Origin of the sequence: Streptomyces sp. NPDC018026 (assembly GCF_044327745.1) — a bacterium.
Lineage (GTDB): Bacteria > Actinomycetota > Actinomycetes > Streptomycetales > Streptomycetaceae > Streptomyces > Streptomyces rubrogriseus.
On sequence record NZ_JBIRFY010000003.1, the window covers coordinates 573,793 to 596,108 of the forward strand.

The 22,316-nt window shown below is 71.9% G+C and carries 25 protein-coding genes and 2 pseudogenes; 18 read left to right on the forward strand and 9 right to left on the reverse strand.

Translation table 11 applies throughout. The annotated features are described in order from the left end of the window. The first annotated feature begins 119 nt into the window (after positions 1-119). Both ACH4D3_RS12720 and ACH4D3_RS12725 read left to right on the forward strand, forming a co-directional pair. Complete coding sequence (locus ACH4D3_RS12720) at positions 120-863, forward strand: SDR family oxidoreductase (protein ID WP_398320425.1); 744 nt, start codon at positions 120-122, stop codon at positions 861-863. A 112-nt stretch (positions 864-975) separates the two neighbouring features. Beyond that, positions 976-1,185: a hypothetical protein gene (locus ACH4D3_RS12725; RefSeq protein ID WP_398320428.1), complete on the forward strand. Its 210-nt coding sequence runs from the start codon at positions 976-978 to the stop codon at positions 1,183-1,185. 35 nt (positions 1,186-1,220) lie between these two features. Here the strand turns inward: ACH4D3_RS12725 and ACH4D3_RS12730 are convergent, their stop codons facing one another. Then, positions 1,221-2,192, reverse strand: a complete 972-nt coding sequence (locus ACH4D3_RS12730; RefSeq protein WP_398320431.1) for an SDR family NAD(P)-dependent oxidoreductase — start codon at positions 2,190-2,192, stop codon at positions 1,221-1,223. Positions 2,193-2,254: 62 nt separating this feature from the next. Between ACH4D3_RS12730 and ACH4D3_RS12735 the strand changes: the two genes are divergently transcribed. Beyond that, entirely contained in the window at positions 2,255-2,827 is a 573-nt protein-coding gene (locus tag ACH4D3_RS12735) for a TetR family transcriptional regulator (protein ID WP_398320434.1), read from the forward strand. Between the two features lie 52 nt (positions 2,828-2,879). Here ACH4D3_RS12735 and ACH4D3_RS12740 read toward each other — a convergent pair whose 3' ends face one another. Continuing rightward, on the reverse strand, positions 2,880-3,248 hold the full coding sequence (locus ACH4D3_RS12740) for a VOC family protein (RefSeq protein WP_398320437.1): 369 nt from the start codon (positions 3,246-3,248) through the stop codon (positions 2,880-2,882). Between the two features lie 63 nt (positions 3,249-3,311). Here ACH4D3_RS12740 and ACH4D3_RS12745 point away from each other — a divergent pair, with 63 nt between their 5' ends. Continuing rightward, complete coding sequence (locus ACH4D3_RS12745) at positions 3,312-3,770, forward strand: MarR family winged helix-turn-helix transcriptional regulator (RefSeq protein WP_398320440.1); 459 nt, start codon at positions 3,312-3,314, stop codon at positions 3,768-3,770. An 84-nt stretch (positions 3,771-3,854) separates the two neighbouring features. On the opposite strand, the gene ACH4D3_RS12750 is transcribed toward ACH4D3_RS12745, so the two are convergent. Next, on the reverse strand, positions 3,855-4,952 hold the full coding sequence (locus ACH4D3_RS12750) for a methyltransferase domain-containing protein (RefSeq protein ID WP_398321109.1): 1,098 nt from the start codon (positions 4,950-4,952) through the stop codon (positions 3,855-3,857). Positions 4,953-5,249: 297 nt separating this feature from the next. On the opposite strand from ACH4D3_RS12750, the gene ACH4D3_RS12755 reads away from it, so the two are divergent. The 5 genes from ACH4D3_RS12755 (at position 5,250) to ACH4D3_RS12775 (ending at position 10,953) form a co-directional block, all read left to right on the forward strand. Further along, a complete protein-coding gene (locus ACH4D3_RS12755; protein WP_398320443.1) occupies positions 5,250-6,665 on the forward strand; it encodes a family 2B encapsulin nanocompartment shell protein in 1,416 nt (471 codons plus the stop codon). Positions 6,666-6,747: 82 nt separating this feature from the next. After that, complete coding sequence (locus ACH4D3_RS12760) at positions 6,748-8,076, forward strand: family 2 encapsulin nanocompartment cargo protein terpene cyclase (protein ID WP_398320446.1); 1,329 nt, start codon at positions 6,748-6,750, stop codon at positions 8,074-8,076. A gap of 15 nt (positions 8,077-8,091) precedes the next feature. Continuing rightward, on the forward strand, positions 8,092-8,967 hold the full coding sequence (locus tag ACH4D3_RS12765; RefSeq protein ID WP_398320449.1) for a geranyl diphosphate 2-C-methyltransferase: 876 nt from the start codon (positions 8,092-8,094) through the stop codon (positions 8,965-8,967). A gap of 78 nt (positions 8,968-9,045) precedes the next feature. Next, positions 9,046-9,741, forward strand: coding sequence for a TetR/AcrR family transcriptional regulator (locus ACH4D3_RS12770; protein ID WP_398320452.1), 696 nt, complete (start codon positions 9,046-9,048; stop codon positions 9,739-9,741). 21 nt (positions 9,742-9,762) lie between these two features. Continuing rightward, on the forward strand, positions 9,763-10,953 hold the full coding sequence (locus tag ACH4D3_RS12775) for an FAD-dependent oxidoreductase (protein ID WP_398320455.1): 1,191 nt from the start codon (positions 9,763-9,765) through the stop codon (positions 10,951-10,953). Positions 10,954-10,999: 46 nt separating this feature from the next. On the opposite strand, the gene ACH4D3_RS12780 is transcribed toward ACH4D3_RS12775, so the two are convergent. Further along, complete coding sequence (locus tag ACH4D3_RS12780; RefSeq protein ID WP_398320458.1) at positions 11,000-11,851, reverse strand: helix-turn-helix transcriptional regulator; 852 nt, start codon at positions 11,849-11,851, stop codon at positions 11,000-11,002. 139 nt (positions 11,852-11,990) lie between these two features. Here ACH4D3_RS12780 and ACH4D3_RS12785 point away from each other — a divergent pair, with 139 nt between their 5' ends. Next, positions 11,991-12,275: an Atu4866 domain-containing protein gene (locus ACH4D3_RS12785; RefSeq protein WP_356857724.1), complete on the forward strand. Its 285-nt coding sequence runs from the start codon at positions 11,991-11,993 to the stop codon at positions 12,273-12,275. Positions 12,276-12,309: 34 nt separating this feature from the next. On the opposite strand, the gene ACH4D3_RS12790 is transcribed toward ACH4D3_RS12785, so the two are convergent. Continuing rightward, the gene (locus tag ACH4D3_RS12790) at positions 12,310-12,960 is read right to left on the reverse strand and encodes an MBL fold metallo-hydrolase (RefSeq protein ID WP_398320462.1); all 651 of its coding nucleotides are present in this window, start codon (positions 12,958-12,960) and stop codon (positions 12,310-12,312) included. Between the two features lie 113 nt (positions 12,961-13,073). On the opposite strand from ACH4D3_RS12790, the pseudogene ACH4D3_RS12795 reads away from it, so the two are divergent. The 5 genes and pseudogenes from ACH4D3_RS12795 to ACH4D3_RS12815 form a co-directional block, all read left to right on the forward strand. After that, a pseudogene (locus tag ACH4D3_RS12795) lies at positions 13,074-13,493 on the forward strand (MarR family winged helix-turn-helix transcriptional regulator); the annotation flags it as partial. A gap of 113 nt (positions 13,494-13,606) precedes the next feature. After that, positions 13,607-14,482 carry a glycosyltransferase family 2 protein gene (locus tag ACH4D3_RS12800; RefSeq protein ID WP_398320465.1) on the forward strand — a complete coding sequence of 292 codons (876 nt, stop codon included), beginning with the start codon at positions 13,607-13,609 and terminating at the stop codon, positions 14,480-14,482. Positions 14,483-14,535: 53 nt separating this feature from the next. After that, the gene (locus tag ACH4D3_RS12805; protein WP_398320468.1) at positions 14,536-15,282 is read left to right on the forward strand and encodes a phosphotransferase family protein; all 747 of its coding nucleotides are present in this window, start codon (positions 14,536-14,538) and stop codon (positions 15,280-15,282) included. 130 nt (positions 15,283-15,412) lie between these two features. Further along, entirely contained in the window at positions 15,413-16,882 is a 1,470-nt protein-coding gene (locus tag ACH4D3_RS12810; RefSeq protein ID WP_398320471.1) for a sensor histidine kinase, read from the forward strand. Between the two features lie 7 nt (positions 16,883-16,889). Next, positions 16,890-17,570 (forward strand): response regulator, encoded by a 681-nt coding sequence (locus ACH4D3_RS12815; RefSeq protein ID WP_398320474.1) that lies wholly within the window; start codon positions 16,890-16,892, stop codon positions 17,568-17,570. Positions 17,571-17,603: 33 nt separating this feature from the next. Here the strand turns inward: ACH4D3_RS12815 and ACH4D3_RS12820 are convergent. Continuing rightward, positions 17,604-18,251 (reverse strand): annotated as a pseudogene (locus tag ACH4D3_RS12820) (phosphatase PAP2 family protein); the annotation flags it as partial. A 159-nt stretch (positions 18,252-18,410) separates the two neighbouring features. Between ACH4D3_RS12820 and ACH4D3_RS12825 the strand changes: the two are divergent. The 3 genes from ACH4D3_RS12825 to ACH4D3_RS12835 all read left to right on the forward strand — a co-directional run bounded on the left by ACH4D3_RS12825 (position 18,411) and on the right by ACH4D3_RS12835 (position 20,215). Then, positions 18,411-18,950 (forward strand): GNAT family N-acetyltransferase, encoded by a 540-nt coding sequence (locus tag ACH4D3_RS12825; RefSeq protein WP_398320477.1) that lies wholly within the window; start codon positions 18,411-18,413, stop codon positions 18,948-18,950. Positions 18,951-19,015: 65 nt separating this feature from the next. Then, entirely contained in the window at positions 19,016-19,819 is an 804-nt protein-coding gene (locus ACH4D3_RS12830; RefSeq protein WP_398320480.1) for an SAM-dependent methyltransferase, read from the forward strand. Positions 19,820-19,870: 51 nt separating this feature from the next. Beyond that, positions 19,871-20,215: a hypothetical protein gene (locus ACH4D3_RS12835; RefSeq protein ID WP_398320483.1), complete on the forward strand. Its 345-nt coding sequence runs from the start codon at positions 19,871-19,873 to the stop codon at positions 20,213-20,215. A 177-nt stretch (positions 20,216-20,392) separates the two neighbouring features. Here the strand turns inward: ACH4D3_RS12835 and ACH4D3_RS12840 are convergent, their stop codons facing one another. The 3 genes from ACH4D3_RS12840 to ACH4D3_RS12850 all read right to left on the reverse strand — a co-directional run bounded on the left by ACH4D3_RS12840 (position 20,393) and on the right by ACH4D3_RS12850 (position 22,236). Continuing rightward, the gene (locus ACH4D3_RS12840) at positions 20,393-20,833 is read right to left on the reverse strand and encodes a VOC family protein (RefSeq protein WP_398320486.1); all 441 of its coding nucleotides are present in this window, start codon (positions 20,831-20,833) and stop codon (positions 20,393-20,395) included. Positions 20,834-20,939: 106 nt separating this feature from the next. Then, positions 20,940-21,302 (reverse strand): hypothetical protein, encoded by a 363-nt coding sequence (locus ACH4D3_RS12845; RefSeq protein WP_398320489.1) that lies wholly within the window; start codon positions 21,300-21,302, stop codon positions 20,940-20,942. 277 nt (positions 21,303-21,579) lie between these two features. Further along, entirely contained in the window at positions 21,580-22,236 is a 657-nt protein-coding gene (locus tag ACH4D3_RS12850; RefSeq protein ID WP_398320492.1) for a TetR/AcrR family transcriptional regulator, read from the reverse strand. Positions 22,237-22,316 lie beyond the last annotated feature (80 nt).

A 22,316-nucleotide genomic window follows, 5' to 3' on the forward strand; every position in this document is an offset into this window, starting at 1 on the left:
ACGGACCGTGCCCTCCACGGTCCGGCCGGCCCCGGCCGGGGGCCTGGTCCCTGTTCGCCCGGAGCCGCCGGAGGGTACGGGTTGTTCGCAACGGACGACTCGTCAACGCAGGAGGGGACATGGCGGTACTCACGGGCAAGGCGGCTGTGGTCACCGGAGGCTCACGGGGGATCGGGCGGGCAGTCGTGCTGCGACTCGCGCGGGACGGAGCGGAGGTGGTCTTCAACTACGCGCGGAACCGGGAGGCCGCGAACGAGGTGGTGCGGCAGGCCGAGAAGGCCGGCGGCCGGGTCACCGCCCTCCAGCTGGACCTGGCCGAACCCGGTGCGGCCGAGGACCTGCTGTCCACGGCCGAACGCCGGCTCGACGGCCTGGACATCCTGGTCAACAACGCGGCCCTGCACACCGACGTCGTGCCCATCGCGCAGACCACCGAGGCCGATTTCGACCGGGTGATGGCCGTCAACGCGAAATCGGTCTTCCTCACCGTGCGGCACGCCGCACGGCACATGCGCGACGGCGGGCGGATCGTGAACATCTCCACCCTCAACACCGTCTTCCCCGCACCCGGCAACGCCCCCTACGCAGCCAGCAAGGGGGCCATCGAACAGCTGACCCTGGTGGCCTCGCGCGAGCTGGGCGCACGCGGCATCACGGTCAACACCGTGTCGCCCGGTGCCACGGACACCGATCTCCTCAACGCGGCCAACGAGCCGGAGAAGCTGGCGACGGCCATCGCGATGACCTCGCTCGGACGCCTCGGCCGGCCCGAGGACGTGGCGGACGTGATCGCGTTCCTCGCGGGGCCGGACGGGCGATGGCTGACGGGACAGAACATCCGTGCCAACGGAGGTGTCCTCTGACGGGTGCTGCGGAAGGCCGTGGTGGCTGCTGGGGCGTCGTGCGGGACCGAGCACCTGTGCGCCCCACGGGCCCACTCCCCGACGTGGCGCGGTGCGGGCCACGGTCGGATGCATGGGGCATACAGGTGAGGTGTGCGCGGGACGCGGAGACGGCACGGACTGCCCGAACGGGGAGGACGCCGTCGTGGACGGGCCGCGGTGCGAGGAGTGCCAGTACCACTGGGAGCTGGACCAGACCGAACCCGGCCGGCGCGCGGCCCCGGACGACGGGATGACCCGGCCGCTGGGGGAGCCGGGGGAGGCCGGGAGGGAAGTCGCGTAGCTGCGGCTCACGGCCGGAACTGGCCTTCGCCGAGGTCAGGGGCGCAGCAGATCGGTCGAGACGGTCCACAGGCGCTCGGCGGCGTCGGGATCCAGTGCCCACTCCTTGACCCCGTGCGGGTGCCGCGCGAGGTCGGCATCGTTCGGCACCGTGTAGGCCTCTTGCCCGTCGTCGAGGTAGTGGCCCCCGGAGTGGGCGAACTCCGGGGCGACGGCCGCGACGACACTGGTGGCGGCTCCCTGCTCCACCGTTTTGTAGGTGAAGACTCCGGCAGCCTCGGCCGCGTCGAGCGATGCCCGCTGTTCCGGCGTGAAGTTCCGCTGCAGACCCGTCGCGACACCGCCGGGATTGACCGCGTTGGCGACGATGCCGTCGGAGCCCCACCGACGGCTCGCCTCGACGGCGAAGAGGGAGTTCGCCGTCTTCGACTGTGCGTAGGCGGTCTGCGGGTCGTGGCCGCGGCGCTCGAAGTGCGGGTCGTCGAAGTCGATGCCGGCCCGCATGTGCGCCGTCGAACTGACCGAGACGATCCGTGCTCCGTCGCGCTCTGCGGCACCGCGGGCCAGGGCCTGGTGCAGCCCGGTGGCCAGGGCGAAGTGGCCGAGATGGTTCGTCGCGAAGTGCAGCTCCCAGCCCTCGGGTGTCCGTTCGAGCCCGCCGGTGACCACGCCGGCGTTGTTGACGAGCAGGTGGAGCGGGCCGTCCCACGCGTCGACGAACCGGGTGACGCCGGCCCGGTCGGCGAGGTCGAGCCGGACGACGCGGGGCGGGGCCGCTCCGGTCGACCCGGCGATCGTCTCGGCGGCGGAGGCACCCGCGGCCGTGTTCCGCACGGCGAGCGTCACCTCCGCCCCGGCGGCGGTCAGCGCACGAGCCGTCTCGACGCCGAGTCCGGAGGACGCTCCCGTCACGATCGCCCGGACACCGGTGAGGTCGATGCCCTCCAGCACCTCCTCCGCGGTGCTGGAGGCGGTGAACGGCGTGGAGATGAGCGGTCGGGTATCCATGACTCAACTATACGAACTGAACATGATTTGTATAGTGCGTCTCATGCTCGTATGCTCGCCGCATGAGCAGGAGCGACGCCGACCACCCGACCCCGACAGCCGCGGACGCCGACCGTCGGACCACGGTCCTGGAGTCCGCCATGGCGACGTTCGCGCGTTTCGGCTACCGGAAGACGTCGATGGAGGAGGTGGCGCGGGCGGCGCACATCTCCCGGCCGGGCCTCTACTTCCTCTTCTCCTCGAAGGAGATCCTGTTCCGTGCCGCGGTCACCCAGGCCCTGCACCGCGACATCACCGCGGTCGAACGGGCCCTGGCCGACGGTGACCGCCCCCTTCCGGAGCGCCTCGTCGAAGCGTTCGACCACTGGGCGGGCCGCTACGTCGGCCCGCTGGCGCGCGATGTCGCGACGGTGATCGAGGACAATCCCGGCATCCTCGGAGAGGTCGTCGAGGCCCTGCCGCGACGTTTCGAGGAGCTGGTCACGGACGCGATCACCGTCGCGGCAGGGCGGGAGGAGGCCGTCCGGATCGCACAGACGATGATCAGCGCATCGACGGGACTCAAGCACCAGGTCGGGTCGAGGGAGTCGTACCTCGAACGCCTGGCGGTGGCCGTCGCTCTCCTGCTGCGCTGATTCGCTCCGGCGGCACCCGCGTTCCGCACCGGTCGGTGCGGCGCGCCGCCGGTCAGGCGCGGTCGTGGAGGGTGACGTGGTAGCCGTCGGGGTCGGCGAAGGTGAACGTCCGGCCGAACGGGCCGTCGACCGGTGCGGAGACGATGGTGTGACCGTCGGCGACGAGGGCGTCGTGGATGGCCTGGACGCCGGTGCCGTGCAGCCAGATCGCGGCACCGATGCCGGGCCGGGCGACGGAGGCGAGATCGGTGCCGGGTACGACGTCGCGGAGTGCGAACGCGATCGGCTTCGTGTCGAAGACGACCGCGTGCGGAGGCCCGGCCGGTGAGCGGACGAGGCCGAGGTACTGCTCGTAGAACGCCTGTGAGGCGTCGAGGTCGCGTACCTGGAGGGAGACGAAGTCGGGACCGGTGACGGGCATGGTGGTGCTCCTTCTCTTCGTGTCAGATTCCTGACACGACCCACGGTATGTCAGAATGCTGACATGAGTCAAAAGGGTGCCGGCATCGACCTGGACAAATCACTGGGCTACCTGCTCAAAGAGGCTTCGAGTGCCCTGCGCGCGGCCATGGAGGAGGTGCTGCGGCCCCTCGGGATGAGCGTGACGCACTACTCCTGCCTCGAACTGCTGGCTCAACGGCCGGGCTTGTCGAACTCCGAGCTCGCGCGGGGCGCGTTCGTGACCCGCCAGTCGATGAACGTGCTGCTCCAGGCCCTGGAACGGGACGGCTACGTGACCAGGCCCGCGGAGGCACCCGTCGGGAAGGCGCTGCCCGCGCGGCTCACTCCTCGCGGCCGGCGGAGCCTGGAGAAGGCGACCGTGGCGGTCCGTTCCGTGGAGCTCAGAATGCTGGCCGGCATGACCGAGAGCGAGCAGGCGGGCGCGTTCCGGATCCTGCGGAGCATGATCCATTCCCTGCACGGAACGGCCGCCGAGGACTAGGAGTACGAGGGCGGCTTCCGGGGCGGCGCCGCGTCCGAGGCGCCGGACCGTTCCGGGGAGTGGCCGGGCTGCCGGACGCCCAGGTCAGGCGATGAGCAGGCGGAGACCGAGATCTGCCGCGTCGAGGCCCGCGAGGTCGCTGTTGCGCTCGGCCCAGCGGCCGGAGCCGAGGTCGTCGCGGAGGCTGCGCACCGCCCGCCGCTCGGCCTTTGGCCCGACCCTCGTCCACACCGACGCGGCCCGCCGCACACGATCCTCCAGATACGCCTCGGGCCGGCGCCAGTACGCCTCGAACAGACCGTCGGCACAGTCCCACGGAACGGGCACCGGCTCGGCGCGGGCGCCGATCGCGTCGGCCATCCCGGCAAGCGAGGGAAACTCCGCGAGGACGGTGGCGAACTCGGGAAGGTAGTCGCGGGTGAGCCAGAACCGGTCCTGCCATCCGGGCTCGTCGGTGTCGAACGTGAGCACCACCACGCGGCGGGCCACGCGCCGCATCTCGCGCAGCCCCGCCATCGGGTCCCCCCAGTGGTGAACGGTGGAGACGGCCATCGCGACGTCGAAGGAGCCGTCCGCGAACGGCAGTTTCTCCGCGGCCGCGGCCACGCACGGCGCCGCCCCGGCAGGCCGCTGCTCCCGCATGACCGCCGACGGCTCCACCGCGGTCACGTGCCGATCGGTGGGCTCGTAGGAGCCGGTGCCGGCACCGACGTTCAGCACCGTCCGCGCGTCCCCGAGCGCGTCCCAGATCCGCGCGGCGATCCGCGGCTCGGTACGCCGTGTCGCGGTGTAGGCGCCGCCGATCTCGTCGTACAGCCGGGCACCGAGCATCTCCAGTTGCTCCTCCGGTGTCACCTTCAGTCCCTTCGCCCGTACGTCGAGTTCCCGGTCGATGGCCGCCACCATGGCGTCGGCGCGATCACGCCGCTCCAGCAGCAGGCCGCGCAGCCGGCGCAGGTGCGCGACGGCGTCGGCGGACGGGTCGCCGACGAGTTCCGCGACCTCCCGCAGCCCGAAGCCCAGCCGCCGATAGCCGAGCACCTCCCGCAGCCGCTCCACGTCGTCCGCCGAATAGGCCCGGTACCCGGACGCGGTGCGCCCCGACGGCCGAACGAGCCCGATCTCGTCATAGTGATGCAGCGTGCGGACGCTCACGTGGGCCAGCTCGGCCACGCGTCCCACGGTCCAGTGATCCTTCACGGCACCGACTATGCCGCCTGACGCCACGTGAGGGTCCAGCCCTTCTCCCACCGAGCGATCCCGACCAACGGGCGGATAAACCGCATACGACCGATTGTCACTGCTTCGGGGTAAGCCTCCCGTCACCTTGGTGGATGCGGCCGTTCCAGCAGCTAGCTTTCTGAGGGCGGACGGATTCACGCGATCCCTCCGGCTCGTTGCCCACCCCCTCCCGTCTCCCCGTCGGCGCAGCCGTGTGCGCCGGTCGATCGACCCGTCGTGCAAGGAGAAGGCCTCCCGATGTCCGTCGACAGCATCCCGGCAGCTCAGACCCCACCCGAGGCACCGCAGCAGTCCCTGAGTACGGCGGCTGCCCGCAACCTCGCCAGCACCACCAAGTCCGTCCCGCAGATGCAGGAGATCACCTCCCGCTGGCTGCTGCGCATGCTGCCCTGGGTCGAGGCCGCAGGCGGCGCCTACCGGGTCAACCGACGGTTGCGCCACACGCTCGGCGACGGCCGTATCGAGTTCGTCCAGGAGGGCGCCAGGGTCCGGGTGATCCCCGAAGAGCTCACCGAGCTGGCCCTGCTGCGCGGTTTCGCGGACCCGGACGTCCTCACCGCCCTCGCCGGCCGTTGCACGCAGCGGGACTTCGCGGCGGGTGAGGTCCTCGTCGAACGAGGCGGCCCAGCAGACCGCATCCACCTCCTCGCACACGGACGCGTCAGCCGGACCACCGAGGGCAAGTACGGGGGAGAGATCACCACCGCGGTGCTCGCGGACGGCAGCCACTTCGGCGAGAAGGCGCTGTCGGACCCCGACGCCCGCCACGACTCCACCTTCACCGCCGAGACCTCCGGCACCCTCCTCACCCTCACGCGCGCCGACTTCGACGCCGTCCAGGCCTCCGCGCCGCGGCTGCGGGCCCACGTCGACGACTACCGCACGCGCGCACGACAACGGCAGACCAAGCACGGCGAGGCCGAGATCGCCCTGTCGGCCGGTCACGTCGGCGAGGCCGAACTGCCCGGTACCTTCGTCGACTACGAACTGCGGCCGCGCGAGTACGAGCTCTCCGTCGCACAGACCGTCCTGAGGATCCACACCCGGGTCGGCGACCTCTACAACGGGCCGATGAACCAGAGCGAGGAGCAACTCAGGCTCACCGTCGAGGCCCTGCGTGAGCGCCAGGAACACGAACTCGTCAACAACCGCGAGTTCGGGCTGCTGCACAACGCCGACTTCAAGCAGCGCATCCAGCCCCGCACCGGCGCGCCGACCCCGGACGACATGGACGAGCTGCTCTGTCGCCGACGTGGCACCAAGCTCTTCCTCGCCCACCCCAGGACCATCGCCGCCATCGGACGCGGCTTCAACGCCTGCGGCCTCTACCCCGACCACGTCGACCTGGGCGGGCAGTCCGTCCCCGCCTGGCGCGGCGTCCCCATCCTGCCGTGCAACAAGATCCCGATCAGCAAGAAGCAGACCAGCTCCATCATCGCGATGCGCACCGGCGAGAAGAACCAGGGCGTGATCGGCCTGCGGCAGACGGACCTGCCGGACGAGTACGAACCGGGCCTGTCCGTGCGGTTCATGGGCATCAACGAACAGGCGATCATCTCCTACCTCGTCAGCACCTACTACTCCGCCGCGGTGCTCCTGCCCGACGCCCTCGGAGTCATGGAGAACGTTCAGATCGCCCCGGTGTCGCGCTGAAGCCCGGAGCCGCCGACCGGACCGGGCCCGACCCGCCGCACGCGCAACACAACGCCCACCCCGCCGCAGCAAGGAGCCGCCGATGCCCGACTCCGGGACCCTCGGAACACCACCTCCCGAGCAGGGGCCGACGCCGCCCACCACTCTGCCGGACGCCCCCGCACCGGTGACCCCGAGCGCTTCGGCCACACCGGCCGCGTCCGACTTCCTGGCCGCACTGCATCCGCCGGTCACGCTCCCCGGCCCGGCACCGTCCCCCAAGCCCGCCACCGCCCCCGCCGCAGCGGACCCGCTCGACACGGCCACGGGTGGCTCCGCCCTCCAGCGGATCCTGCGCGGGCCGACCGGGCCGGGCACGACCTCGCTCGCCCCGGCCGACAGCTACGGACGGCAACCGGGCCCGGAGGCCCCGGCATCCGCCCCGCCCGCCGCCGGACGAGCCGTCCCCGGCCTCTACCACCACCCCGTCCCGGAACCCGACCCCGTGCGCGTCGAGGAGGTGAGCCGCCGCATCAAGCGCTGGGCCGAGGACGAGGTCCAGCTGTATCCCGAGGAGTGGGAGGGGCAGTTCGACGGCTTCTCGGTCGGCCGCTACATGGTCGCCTGCCACCCCGACGCGCCCACCGTCGACCACCTGATGCTCGCGACCCGGCTGATGGTCGCGGAGAACGCGGTGGACGACTGCTACTGCGAGGACCACGGCGGCTCACCCGTCGGCCTGGGCGGGCGCCTCCTGCTCGCGCACACCGCGATCGACCACTTCCACTCCACCGCCGAGTACACGCCGCTGTGGCAGGAGTCCCTCGCCTCGGACGCCCCGCGCCGGGCGTACGACAGCGCCATGGGCTACTTCGTCCGGGCGGCGAGCCCCTCCCAGTCCGACCGCTACCGGCACGACATGGCCCGGCTGCACCTGGGCTACCTCGCCGAGGGCGCCTGGGCGCAGACCGGACACGTCCCGGAGGTCTGGGAGTACCTGGCGATGCGCCAGTTCAACAACTTCCGCCCCTGCCCCACGATCACCGACACCGTCGGCGGCTACGAACTGCCCGCGGACCTGCACGCCCGCCCGGACATGCAACGGGTCATCGCCCTCGCCGGCAACGCGACGACCATCGTCAACGACCTCTACTCCTACACCAAGGAACTCAACAGCCCCGGCCGCCACCTGAACCTTCCGGTGGTGATCGCCGAGCGCGAGCAGCTCTGCGAACGCGACGCCTACCTCAAGGCCGTCGAGGTCCACAACGAACTCCAGCACTCCTTCGAGGCCGCCGCGGCCGACCTCGCGGAGGCCTGCCCCCTGCCCCCCGTGCTGCGCTTCCTCAAGGGCGTCGCCGCCTGGGTCGACGGCAACCACGACTGGCACCGCACCAACACCTACCGCTACAGCCTGCCCGACTTCTGGTAGAGAACGGACGTATCTGTGACCACTGAGACCACCACCACCGCCACCGCGAAGATCCCGGCCCCGGCGACGCCGTACCAGGAGGACATCGCCCGCTACTGGAACAACGAGGCACGGCCGGTCAACCTCCGCCTCGGTGACGTGGACGGGCTCTATCACCACCACTACGGCATCGGCGCCGTGGACCATGACGCGCTCGGCGACCCGGAGCACAGCGAGTACGAGAAGAAGGTCGTCGCGGAGCTGCACCGGCTGGAGTCGGCGCAGGCCGAGTTCCTCATGGACCACCTTGGCCAGGCCGGTCCCGACGACACCCTCGTCGACGCCGGCTGCGGACGCGGCGGTTCCATGGTCATGGCCCACCGCCGCTTCGGCAGCCGGGTCGAGGGAGTGACCCTGTCCGCCGCCCAGGCCGACTTCGGCAACCGGCGCGCGCGGGAACTGCGTATCGACGACCACGTCCGCTCCCGCGTGTGCAACATGCTCGACACGCCCTTCGACAAGGGCGGCATCACGGCCTCGTGGAACAACGAGTCGACCATGTACGTCGACCTCCACGACCTGTTCGGCGAGCACTCCCGCTTCCTGAAGGTCGGCGGCCGGTACGTGACGATCACCGGCTGCTGGAACCCCCGCTACGGCCAGCCGTCGAAGTGGGTCTCCCAGATCAACGCCCACTTCGAGTGCAACATCCACTCCCGCCGCGAGTACCTGCGCGCCATGGCCGACAACCGGCTCGTGCCGCACACCATCGTCGACCTCACCCCGGACACGCTGCCCTACTGGGAGCTGCGGGCCACGTCCTCGCTGGTCACCGGAATCGAGAAGGCGTTCATCGAGTCCTACCGTGACGGCTCCTTCCAGTACGTCCTGATCGCGGCCGACCGCGTCTGAGCGACGCGGGCCGGCTCCAACGCAACGTCCGCCCCAGCACGATGCGGCCCGTCCACGGCCGCTCGTTACGATCGGGGCATGGCAGCGAGAAGAGCCCCGATCAGCCGCCGGGACCGTCCGGCGAAGCCCGCACTGTCCCGGCGGTGGATCGTCGACACCGCGGTGGCGCTCATGCGTGCGGAGGGGCTGGAGAAGGTCACCATGCGCCGTCTGGCGCAGGAGCTGGACACCGGCCCCGCCTCCCTCTACGTGTACGTGGCGAACACCGCCGAACTGCACGCGGCCGTGCTGGACGCGCTGCTCGGCGAGGTCGACCTCACCGGTGCGGGCGCCGAAGAGGGCTGGCGCGAGCAGCTCCGGGCCGTGCTGACGTCGTACACCCTCGTACTGTTCGCGCACCCGCAGCTCGCCCGGTCGGCCCTGGTCGCCCGGCCCAGCGGGGAGAACTACCTGCGTCTAGTGGAACGGATCCTCGACCTGCTCGCCCGTAGCGGAGCCCCTGGCGCGCAGGTCGCCTGGGGCGTGGACAAGCTCTTGCAGGACGCCACCGCCACCGCCGCCGAGCAGGCGACCCAGGAACACGATCCGAGGTCCCAGGAGGACTGGAGCGCCGCCGTCCGGGCGCTGCGCGACGCGGACGAGGCCACCCATCCCGCGATCGCCTCCCACATGCCCCTGCTCATCGGCGGCTCCTCCCACGACCGCCTGCGCTGGTCGTTCGACGTCCTCGTCAACGGGATCACCCGCACACCCGTCCCCGGCCCGGCAGTATGAACGAACTTGTTCGTTACGAACATGTTCGTTACGCTGAAGGTGTCCGACCGCGCACCCCTGGAGGCCACCATGAGCACCCCCCACCACCCCATCGCGATCATCGGCGGCGGCCTGGGCGGTCTCACCGCCGCCCGGGTCCTGCAGGTGAACGGAATCGAATCCGCCGTCTTCGACCTGGAGTCCGGCCCGGAGGCCCGCACGCAGGGCGGCATGCTCGACATCCACGAGGAGAACGGCCAGGAGGCGATCCGCGCCGCCGGCCTCCACGACGAGTTCCGCAGGATCATCCACGAGGGCGGCCAGGCGATGCGCCTGGTCGGTCCCGACGGCACGGTCCGTGTCGCCACCGAGGACGAGGGCGACGGCGGCCGCCCCGAGGTCGACCGGGGCGACCTGCGCCACCTGCTGCTGAACTCCCTCCCCGACGGCACGGTCCACTGGCGGCGCAAGGCCACCGGCGCCCGAGCACTGGACGACGGCCGGCACGAGGTCACCTTCGCCGACGGCTCGGCCATCACCACCGACCTCCTCATCGGTGCCGACGGCGCCTGGTCCCGCATCCGGCCGCTACTCTCGGGCGCCGAGCCCGCCTACACCGGCATCTCCTTCGTGGAGACCGACCTGCACGAGGCCGACACCCGCCACCCGCGCAGCGCGGCCCTCGTCGGCGGTGGCTTCTTCATCTGCCTCGGCGACCGGCGCGGCTTCCTCGCCCACCGCGAGACCGACGGCAGCCTCCACGTCTACACCGCGCTCAGGGCGGACGAGGACTGGATCGACACCATCGACTTCACCGACCACGGCGCCGCCAAAGCCGCGGTCCTCGCCCACTTCGACGGCTGGGACGAGGACCTGCGCGGCCTGGTCGCCCACGCGGAGACCATCACTCCGCGCCGCATCCACGCCCTGCCCGCCGGGCATCACTGGAAGCGGACCCCCGGCGTCACCCTGCTCGGTGACGCGGCCCACCTGATGTCCCCCTTCGCCGGTGAGGGCGCCAACCTCGCCATGTACGACGGTGCCGAACTCGCCCTCGCCCTCGCCGCTCACCCCGGCGACACCGAGGCCGCGCTCACCCGGTACGAGAAGGGCCTCTTTCCCCGCAGTGAAGCGTCCGCCGTCGAGTCCGCCGAAAGCCTGGACACCATGTTCGGCACGGACGGCCTGGAGCAGATGATCGCGTTCTTCGGCCCCGGCCGCGCAGCGGCGTGACCCGGCACTCACGGATTCCGCTCGCGGACCGGGGGAGCGGCGCTCACTACCCGGCGGAGTCGGACGCGCCCTGCCGCCGCTCGCCGGCGTGCAGGGAGCCGAGCAGGCCCAAGGCGTGGGCCGACGGGCTGCCCGGCTCGGCGTGGTAGATGACCAGTTGCTGCCCCGGAGCGTCACGGACGTCGAAGGACTGGTACGTCAGCGAGAGGGCGCCGACGTCCGGGTGGAGGAGCCGCTTGGCGTCCTGCGTCTTGCCGCGCACGGAGTGCTCCGCCCACAGGCGCCGGAACACGGCGCTGTGCTCGGTGAGCGTGTCCACCAGGCGCCTCAGACGCGGGTGCTCCGGATCGAAGCCGTGTGCCTGGCGCAGGTTGGCGACGACGGCCTGGGCGGCTCGGTCCCACTCCTGGTAGAACTCCCTGCCCGCCGGGTCGAGGAAGATCATGCGGGCCAGGTTGTCCGCGGGCGTGAAGGGCGCGAAGAGTGCGTCGGCCAGGGCGTTGGCGGCCAGGACGTCGAGGGTGCGGCTCATGACGAAGGCGGGGGTGTGGGCGTAGCCGTCCATCAGCTGGCGCAGTGCGGGACCGACCCGTTCGGTCGCGTGCAGCGAGTCCCGGCCGGCCGGTGACACCCCGGCCAGGCGGTGCAGGTGGGCGCGGGCCTCCGGGTCCAGGTGGAGCGCGCGGCCGAGGGCGTCGAGCACCTGCGGAGAGGGGTGACGCTCGCGGCCCTGTTCCAGCCGGGTGTAGTAGTCGGCGTTGACCCCGGCCAGGACGGCGACCTCCTCACGGCGCAGTCCGGCGACCCTGCGCAGGCCGTGGCTCGCCATGTTGACGTCCTGCGGCCGCAGACCGGCGCGGCGCGCGCGCAGGAACTCCCCGAGGTGGTTGTCGTCCATGCCGCCAAGGCTAGGCGGTGCTCCGGTGCGCTGCCTGGGTGTGCCGCACCCAGGCAGCGAACGTCCTGGTGCCCGGTGGGCCGACCTGCGCAGACTCGGCCGGGCAGAGGCCACCGCCCACCGAGGAAGGGAATGTGTGATGACAGCGAACGCGCGGGACCGCCGCAATCGTGAGAACGCCGACGTGGTCGGCATGTGGGTGACCGCGGACGGCCACATCCGGCAGGAGTTGCTGCCGGACGGGCGCTACGACGAGGCCCGGGGGGACCGGCGCAGCGCGTACACGGGCCGCTACACGGTGACCGGCGACCACCTCGACTACGTCGACGACACCGGCTTCACCGCCACCGGAGACCTGCGGGACGGCGTGCTCCACCACGAACACCTCGTGCTGTACCGCGAGGAGAAGCCCTCGGCGTCGTAGGCGTCGGCACGCCGTGACCGGGCGCCGCCGGACCTCACCCGACCCGGACACTCGCGCCCGGGGCCAGCCGACGGTAGCGAGCCGGGACCCCGGGGCCCCGCTCGCCGAGGAAGCCCTCGACCATCGCGGTGCCGACGTCGTTGAGGGCGCCGTCGTGGACGGCGTAGGCATCGTGGGGAGCGACCTCGCGCACGTAGTCGATCAGATCGCCGACCCTGGACCAGGGAGCGTGCACGGGCAGCAGCAGCGTGCCGACCGGAGTGCCGGGGACGGTCAGGGCGTCGCCGGGGTGGAACAGGGACTCGTCCACCAGGAACCCGATGTTGGAGATGCGCGGGACTTCCGGGTGGATGACCGCGTGCCAGGTTCCGTGCACCGTGACGTCGAAGCCCGCGACGCCGAAGGCGTCCCCGTCCCCGGTGGTGGAGACCCGCGCGCCGAGACCGTCCAGCCGCTCGGCGACGGAGGAGTTGGTCCAGATGCGCAGGCCCGGACGTGCCGCGGCCGCCCGGCGCAGCGCCTCCTCCGAGAAGTGGTCGAAGTGCTCGTGCGTCACGAGCACCGCGTCGGCGCCGTCCAAGGCCTCGGGGCCGGTCAGACCGCCCGGGTCGATGACCAGGCGGCGCCCGTCCTTCTCGAGCCGCACACACGCATGACCGAACTTGGTGAGTTCCACGACCGCCATGTCCTTCGTCCTTCCGTCTTCGCCGAGCAGCACTTGCAGCCACTTGTACAACTTAACTACTTGTACAACTTAACTGTACAACCAAGTGCGAGATCTCCGGCTAGGATGGCTCCATGGACGAAGACGCGCTGGCCGAGGAGCTGCGGCGGTCGATCGGTGAGCTGGTCCGGGCGGTGCGAGCCGTGGACACCATGCCGCCCGGCGAAGCGGCCATCCTCGGATTCCTCGACCGCGACGGCCCCCTGACCACGGCCGACCTCGCCCGACTGCGCGGTGTGACACACCAGTCGGCCGCCAAGTCGGTCAAGGACCTCTCCCTCGCCGGCCTGGTCCGCGGGGAGCCGCACCCCGACGACGGCCGCAAGCTCCTGCTGCGCCTCACCGACGCCGGCCGCTCCCGTCTCCGGCGGGAGCGCACCCTGCGCGCGGGCGCCCTCGGCACCGCCATCCGCGAGACCTTCGACCCCGACGAACGACGGCGGCTGAGCGAGTCGGTCGCCCTGCTGTCCCGCCTGACGGCCCGCCTCACCGGCCCCGGAGGCGACGTCCGCCCCGCGGCGGGAGCACGCCAGGAACGGCAGGCGCCGGGCAGCGGGGAGCGAAGCCGATAGGCTGCCGCCTTCGAGAAGTCGATCGGAGTTCACCTGTGAGCCGTACTCGTCTGGGCATCGCGATCCTGACCATGGGCAACCGCCCGGCCGAACTGCAAGCGCTGTTGGCCTCGGTGACCGGTCAGACACGGCCGGCCGCCCGCATCGTGGTGGTCGGCAACGGCTGTGCGCTGCCGGAACTGCCCGCGGGCGTGGACGGGGTGGAGTCGCAGGAGAACCTGGGAGTGTCCGGCGGCCGCAACGTGGCCATCGAGCACCTGCGGGCGTGCGGCGACGTGGACGTCGTGGTCGATCTGGACGACGACGGGCTGCTCGTGGACAGCGGCGTGTTCGCTGAGCTCGCCTCCATGTACGAGGCCGATGAGCGGCTGGGGATCGTGTCGTTCCGGATCGCCGACGAGCACGGCCGCACGCAGCGCCGGCACGTACCGCGGCTGCGGTCGAAGGACCCGATGCGCGGTGGTGAGGTGACGACGTTCCTGGGCGGCGGGCACGCGCTGTCGATGCGGATGCTGGACCGGATCGGCGGCTGGCCGGACGCGTTCTTCTTCACGCACGAGGAGACCGACCTGGCATGGCGGGCCCTGGACGGCGGGTGGCAGGTGGTGTACGAGCCGTCGCTGCTGCTCCAGCACCCCTGGACATCACCCGCCCGGCACGCCGTCTACTACCGGATGACGGCCCGCAACCGGGTGTGGCTGGCCAAACGGCACCTGCCCGCACCCCTGGTCCCCGTCTACCTCGGGGTGTGGACCGGGCTGACGGTGCTGCGGACCCGCTCGTGGGGCGGGCTGCGGGCCTGGGCGGGCGGCTTCGCCGAAGGGGTGCGCGCATCGGGCGGCACGCGTCGACCGATGCGGTGGGCGACAGTGGCCCGGATGACGCGCCTCGGCCGCCCGCCGGTCATCTGACGTTGAGTCCAGGAGGGGGACGTCGGTGATCACTCCCGGCATACCGGTCGGCCATGGATGAGGTCGAAGTCGTCGTCGCCCATTCCGAGCGGGCGACCCTGCGCGTCGGTGACGTGTTCCTGAAGGTGGACACGGACCAGGCGCGTATCGGCATCGAGATCGAGGCGATGTCCCGCGTGCCGGTCCCGACCCCGCAGGTCCTGTGGCACCAGCCGCCCGTGCTCGCGATCACCGCACTGCGAGGGACGACGCTCGGGCGCCTCGGCGGGCCGTCGACCGGGTCGCCGGCGGGGTGGGCCGCGGCGGGCGCCGCCATCCGGAAGCTGCACGACGCGCCGCTGCCGCCCTGGCGGGGCCGGGCCGGCCGGAGCGTCGCCGCGCTGGCGGCGGAACTCGACGACGAGTGCGCCTCGCTCGTCACGAGCGGCCTGCTGCCCGCCGACCTGGTCACCCGCAACCGTCGGGTCGCCGAGGCCGCGCTCCGGCCGTGGACTCCGGCGTTCACGCACGGCGACCTGCAGATCGCACACGTCTTCGTCGACGGCGACGAGGTCACGGGCATCATCGACTGGTCCGAGGCGGGCCAGGGCGACGCCCTGTACGACCTCGCCACATTCACGCTCGGACACGAGGAGCACCTCGGCGACGTCGTCGCCGGCTATGGCGCCGACATCGACCTGGACGTGATCCACGCGTGGTGGTCGTTGCGAAGCCTGCTGGCGGTTCGCTGGCTGAGCGAGCACGGCTTCGACCCCTTCGCGCCGGGCTGCGAGGTCGACGTGCTGAGATCCCGGATGTGAGGCCACCGCCCACGCAGGTGACCTGCGTGCCCGAGGCGTACCGCCGTCGACGGCCGCGGGGTTCACGGCGGCACGGAATGAGACTTTCGGCAGTGGTCGGCCGCCGCCCGAGGTCCGTACCGTCACCTCCGTGGACAGCACACCGACGGACAGCGGCACGGCGACAACGCTCCAGCACACGCTCCTGCGGCGGGCACGTGATCCCGGGACCCTTCTCAACGCGGCCACCGCGGTGGCCGCGGGCCTGAGCGTGACCAACCTGTGGTGGGCGGTTCCGACCGCCATCACCGCGTTCCTCGCGGGACGCCGGCCCGGGCGGACGGCCCCGACCGCGCTCGCCCTGGTCGCGGTTCTCGCGGCCGGTGTGACGGCCCTGTCCGTCGTTCCCGCCTGGCTCCCGCTGGCCGGACGGTTCGTGGCCGTGGTGGTCGCCGCCATGATGCTGCCCTGGTTCGCGGGCCGGTTCTGGTGCCAGTACCGCCAGCTCCTCCGGGCCGGGTGGGAGCACGCCGGTCAACTGCAACGCGAGCAGCAACTGATCGCCGACCAGGCGAGGTTGCGGGAGCGGACGCGCATCGCACAGGACATGCACGACGTGCTCGGCCACGACCTCAGCCTGATCGCCCTGTCGGCCGGCGCGCTCAAACTCGCGCCTGACCTCGCGGAACACCATCAGCGGGCGGCGGCCGACATCCGGGCCAGGGCCGCGGCCGCGGTGGAACGCCTCGGCGAGGTGATCGGTGTCCTGCGGGAGGAGACCGGCGCGACGCCGGTCGAGCCCGACGAACCCGGCCTCACCCGGCTGACCTCCGAGGCGTCCGAGGCGGGCCTCCCCGTGGAACTGCGCGTCGACGGCGAGGCGGACGACCTGCCGCCGGCAGTGGCGCGGGCGGCCCACCGGGTGGTGCAGGAGGCCCTGACCAACGTGGCCAAACACGCGCCGGGCGCGAGGACCACCGTTCACGTGACGCATACGGCGACCCGGACGGACGTCGTCGTGGAGAACGGCCCGCCCCCGTCCGCCGACCGGGTACGCACCCGGCCGGGCATCGGGGGGCTCGGCCTGATCGGCCTCGGGGAACGTGTGCGGCTGACCGGCGGCTCGTTCCGTCACGGACCGCGCGACGGAGGGTACTCGGTCGTCGCCCGCATCCCGCACCACCCCACGGCGCCCCCGCAGGACCTCTCGCCACCCCCGTCCTCGCCGCTCGCGCTCCCCGCCTCCCGCGACGACGCGCTGCCGCAGGAACACCGCCGCGCCCGGCGCAGGGCCGGCCGGACCCTGGTCGCGGCCGCCATGGTGCCCCTGGTGACGGCAGCGCTGCTGAGCGGGGTGCTCGTGGTCTGGGAGACCCGGTCGGCGGCGCAGTCGGTTCTGGACCCGCGTGACTACGCCCGCCTGCACGTGGGGCAAGATCGTTCCGAGGTGCGGCGCCTCCTGCCGGAACGGCAGACCGACTACCGGCCGCCGACCGACGAGCCGACGGGAGAGGACACGACGTGCGAGTACTACGCGATGACGGCCGACCGGTCCGGCGACGCCTACCGGCTCTGCTTCCGGCAGGACACCCTGGTCTCCCTGGGCACGGTCGCCCCGTGAGCGCGCGATGATCCGGGTGCTGATCGCCGACGACGAGCCGATGATCCGTGCCGGAGTGCGCGCGGTCCTCGCCACCGCCGCGGACATCGACGTCGTCGCCGAGGCCGCCGACGGGCACGACGCCGTGGAACTGGTGCGACGCCATCGTCCCGCCGTGGCCGTACTCGACATCCGCATGCCGGGCCTCAACGGCATCGACGCCGCCGCGGAGATCCGCACCGCCGTACCGGGCACCGGCGTCATCATGCTCACGACCTTCGGCGAGGACGACTACATCCTGCGGGCGCTGGGCGGCGGCGCGGCCGGATTCCTGATCAAGTCGGGCGAGCCCGAGGAACTGCTCACCGGAGTCCGTGCGGTGGCCGGGGGCGCCGCCTACCTGTCACCGCGGGTCGCGGCCCGGGTCGTCGCGCACCTCGCCGCCACGGGCGCCGGAACCCTGGCCGGTCGGCGTTCGGCCGCCCGTGACCGGGTCGCGGCCCTCACCGCCCGGGAACGAGACGTACTGGCCCTGCTCGGCGGCGGGCTGTCCAACGGCCAGATCGCCCGGCGACTGCATGTGGTGGAGGGAACGGTCAAGGCCCACGTGAGTTCCCTCCTGGCGAGGCTGGGCGTCGACAACCGGGCCGCCGCCGCGGTCGTGGCCCATGAGGCCGGCATCATCGCGCCGCAGCCTCCCCAGTCGTGAGGCCGCACCCCGGGCCGCGGGCCAGAACGCGAGGAGCACCGCCGCCACGACGGTGCCGCCGAGCGTCGCACCGGCGAGCACATCGTGCGGGTAGTGCACCCCCACCAGCACGCGCAGCAGCGCGGCCGCCCCGGCCAACGGCAGCGTGACCGCGGCGAGCCGGGGCCGCAGGACGGCGAGACCGACGGCCAGTCCGGCGGCCAGGGTGGCGTGGTTGCTCGGGAACGACCAGTCCCCGACGCCCGGGCACTCCGCGACCGCCTCGGCCCCGGCACCGAGCGCACGGCAGGGGCGCTCCTCGTCCACCACCAGTTTCAGCGCCTCACTGCCCGCGTAGGCCACGACGGTGCCGAGGCCGGTCAGCACGGCCCCGGCGACCTCTCGGGCGTCCTTGCGGCGCACTGCCGTCCAGGCCGCCCACAGCAGCAGCGCTCCGAGGATGACGAGCGTGCCCTCGGTGGCGGCTTCCAGCGCGGACCCCGCCCACGACGGCGCGTCCGCCAACGCCCCCGTGACCGACCGGTACGCGGAGGCCGAAGCCCCGCCGGTGACCTCGACGGGGCCGGCCCGGCCCAGCCCGCCGGGGGACAGCCACGCGATCACTCCTGCTCCCGTACCCAGGACGGCCGGCACGCCGAGCCACCGGCCGGCCGGGACCCTCTTTCGCGGTTCTCGTTCCATGAGCGGAAACGTAGGAGCACGCCCACCCGGACACCCGGGCCGAACGGCAACCCCGGGCCCTGACGATCGTCGGGGTTGACAACGCGTCGAGGTCACAGACTCACACGGCACCGGTCGCCAACGGGCCGTCGTCCGCCACGGACTTGTTAGTCTGCGCGCATGTCAGACCTGGGACCCGTCGCGTGGCCGCCGGTACCGATCAGAACCGCGAGACTCGTGCTCCGGGAGCCCGGGGCCGCGGACCGTGCGGCGTTCGTCGAGCTGCTGGCGTCGCCCGAGGTGCACACCTACCTCGGCGGTCCCCGCCCCCGTGCGGAACTGGAGCGTGAGCTGCCCGGGACCCCCGAGCGATGGCCCGGGAGCTTCGTCGTCGACCTCGACGGGGAGATGATCGGCCAGATCCTGCTCAGGCGGACACGGGAGCACCGCTGCCCGGTTGCGGTGGGGAAGGTCGATCTCGGTTACCTGTTCCTGCCGCGGGCGTGGGGAGTCGGGTACGCCGCCGAGGCCTGCGCGGCAGCACTGGACTGGCTCGACGGCGCCCTTCCGGGCGAGCCGGTGGTGCTCAACACGCAGACCGCCAACACCGGCTCGATGCGCCTGGCGGCAAAGCTGGGTTTCGCCGAGGTGGAGCGGTTCCGGGCCTGGGACGCCGAGCAGTGGCTGGGCCTGCGGCCCCCGCTCGCGCAGTCCGTCTGAGCCGGGAGTCGGGGGAAGTTCCGTACTTCGCTCCCACCCGTACAGCGTTGTGTGAAGCTTTGCCTATGACTGATCCGCGTGAAGAAGTCGGGGCGCGACTGCAGACCGATCGTCCGCACTCCGCCCGGGTCTGGAACTACCTGCTGGGAGGCAAGGACAACTATCCCGTCGACAGCGAGGCCGGCGACGTCATCCTGACGACGTTTCCGGAGTTCGCCGCCGTCGCCCGCCTGCAACGGCGGTTCCTGGCACGCGCGGTACGCTTCCTGGCCGGCGAGGCCGGTGTCCGCCAGTTCCTCGACATCGGCACCGGACTGCCCACCGCGGACAACACGCACGAGCTGGCCCAGCGCATCGCGCCCGAGAGCCGCATCGTGTACGTGGACAACGACCCCCTCGTCCTCACGCATGCCCAGGCGCTGCTCACCAGCACGCCGGAGGGTGCCTGCGACTACGTCGACGCCGATGTCAGGGACCCGGAGCGGATCCTGGCCGAAGCCGCCAGAACCCTGGACCTCAGCCGCCCCGTCGCGCTGACCACCCTCGGGATCATGGGGCAGATCTCCGACGCCGAGCGTCCCGCGGAACTGCTGGACACACTGATGGCGGCGCTGCCCCGGGGCAGCTATCTGGCCCTGAGCGACGGCACCGACAACAACGAGGCGCTGAACAGGGCGGTCCAGGTCTACAACGGCCAGTCGGCCAACACCTACCACCTGCGCTCCCCGCAGAAGATCGCCGCCTTCTTCACCGGACTGGACCTGGTGGACCCCGGCGTCGTCGCCACGGCTTCCTGGCGCCCGGACGCGGACAGTCCCGAAGAGCCCACGGCCGACGTGTCCGTCTGCGGAGTCGCGCTCAAGAACTGACGCACCACACCACCGGCCGGCACCTCCGCGGCTCGGAGCCAGGGAGGACGCATGAGCGCGAACGACCCGCACATCCACGTGGAGTCGCAGATACCGGCCGACGACGCCGCGGTCCGCAACGTGCTGGCTTCGGCGTTCGGTCTGGCCGCAGACCTGCCCGGCGCCGTCACGACCGGATGCGGGCTGCGCGTGCCGTACGCGATGACCTCCGCCCGCCCGGACCGCGTCACCTGCCTGGCGTGCCGTGAGCACGCGCGGCGCGAGCTCCTGCGCTTCGCCGACGAGGTCGAACACCTGAGCCGCATGCCGGGATCGGCCATCGGCCCCGACCGGGCGAAGCTCGCCGCGGACAGCCGACGCGACCTCGCCCGGCAGTTCTCCGACGCGGAGGACTGAGCCCGGGGCATCGTCCCGCCCCGCCGCTCGCCCGGACGCGGCCGTCGCGGGGCTGCCTCGCCCCGACGGACCCATGCGTCGGCGCGTTCCCCTGGCCCACCGAAGCACCGGGCTGGTGCCGACGAAGCCGGTGCCCTGGGGCGACGCCACGCTCTTCGTAGTCGACCGGCACGACTCTCAGCCCAGTTGTTCGGCCAGTCCGACGATGATGCCGTCCGGTCCGCGGAGATAGCACAGCAGGTAGCTGTCGCCGAACCGGGCGATCTCGCCGACGAGTTCGGCGCCGTGCGGGCGCAGGCGGGCGATCGTGTCCTCGAGGTCGTCGACGGCGAACATGACACGGTGAGTGCCGAGGACGTTGTGCGGCCTGTTGCGCGGCCCGGTGCTGATCACCGCGGGATTGCGGTACTTCGCCAGTTCGAGCCGGCCGTGACCGTCCGGCGTCCGGACCATCGCGATGTCGCACCGGACCCCCTCGAGCCCGGTGCACCGGTCGGCGAACGAGCCCTCGATCTCCGCCCTGCCCTCCAGCTCCATACCGAGTTCCACGAAGAACGCGACGGCGGCATCGAGGTCCTCGACGACGATGCCGACGTTGTCCATCCGCTGAATCCCCATGTTGGTCTCCTTCTGCATCGGGCGGCCGGTGATGGCCACCGATGTCCCTGGGACGGAGCCGACGGCGCTATCTCGACAGAGGTTTGCGGTGTCGTGCCGGCCGGGGTCACATGTAGATCGTAGAGAGGTAGATCTCGTCCACTCCGGTGATCCCCTGGATCCCGTCCGTGCCGGCCGAGGGGTCGACGTCGAACTCGATGTCGTTGTTGCCCCAGCCGGCCGTCGCGACGGTCGAGACCGTGACGCCGGAGGCCGTCTTCCAGCCGATCTCCCACATCACGAGAACGGCGCCGAACGCGGTGCAGTGGAGGTCGCCGTAGGCCCGGGCGGAGCCGTCCTCGTTGACGCACACGGTGATCGTTCCGTAGCCCTTGCTCACCTCCTTGGTCTCGGTGACGCAGCCGGGCGCCGCCGAGGTGGCGCCCGGCGTGGTGACCGCCGAGGCGGCGGGTGCGGCGGCGACGGACACGCTGCCGAGGAGAACTGCGGAAAGCAGGGCAGAGGCGAGCTTCTTCACGGGATGCCTTTCACCGAACACGGCAGGGTCACCGTGAAGCTAGCGGCGGGCGTTATCGTCGGAATATTCATAGATGCACACGCCAGGTACTGATCGCACCCGCTCGGCCGGCCGAGGGGTTCTTTGTCGCCCCGCGGGGTTCGGTGAGGGCACGCTGCCCGAGGCAGCCTCGGGACCGCTGGGCTCGGGGCCCGCGTGCCGGGCGGTGGATGCCCCAGCCGCGTCGGTGTCACGGCTGCGCGCGTCGCTCCGCGGCGTCGAACGCGGGCGCGAGCGGGGCCAGCGACGTGCGAAGCCGGTCTGCCAGTGAACCGGAGGGCACGAGCAGTCCTCCGGCGGCGGAGCTCCCGGCGCTCTCCGCGCTCCCGGCAGGCCGCAGCCAGCCTTCCAGCGCGATGCGCACCGCCGCGGTCACGCTTGCCGCGAGGACGCGGGCCGTGTGCGCTTCGGTGTTTCCCAGGCGTTCGGCGAGCACCGCCGCGAGCGGCAGCTCGATGCCGGCCGTGGTGTCGAGAAACGCGTCGCGCAGCGCGGTCCGGGTGGTGATCAGCAGCAGCGCCCGCTGTTCACGCTCGCCGGTGTGCGTGTACTGCTCGACCACCGCTTCGGTGACGGCGTCGGCCAGGCGTACTCCTGCGGGCCGGGCCGCGACCGCCGCGGCGATGCGCGCCTCTCGGTCCGCGGTCACGGCGGAGACGATGGCCTGCTCGCGGCTGGCGAAGTAGTTGTTGTAGGTGCGCGGCGAGACCCCGGCCGCCTCGGCGATGTCCTCGACCCGCACCTGGTCCGGCCCGTGCTCCACGGCCAGGCGCAGAGCCGCTTCGCGCAGCGCCTCGCGCGTGGCCTGCTTCTTCCGCTCCCGCAGCCCTGGTGGTGGTGTCGTCACGGTGTCAGCTTTCCACGCGTGACTGCGCGCCCGCAAACTTGCGCGCACGTAAAGTTACACATACGCAAACTTGCGTGCAC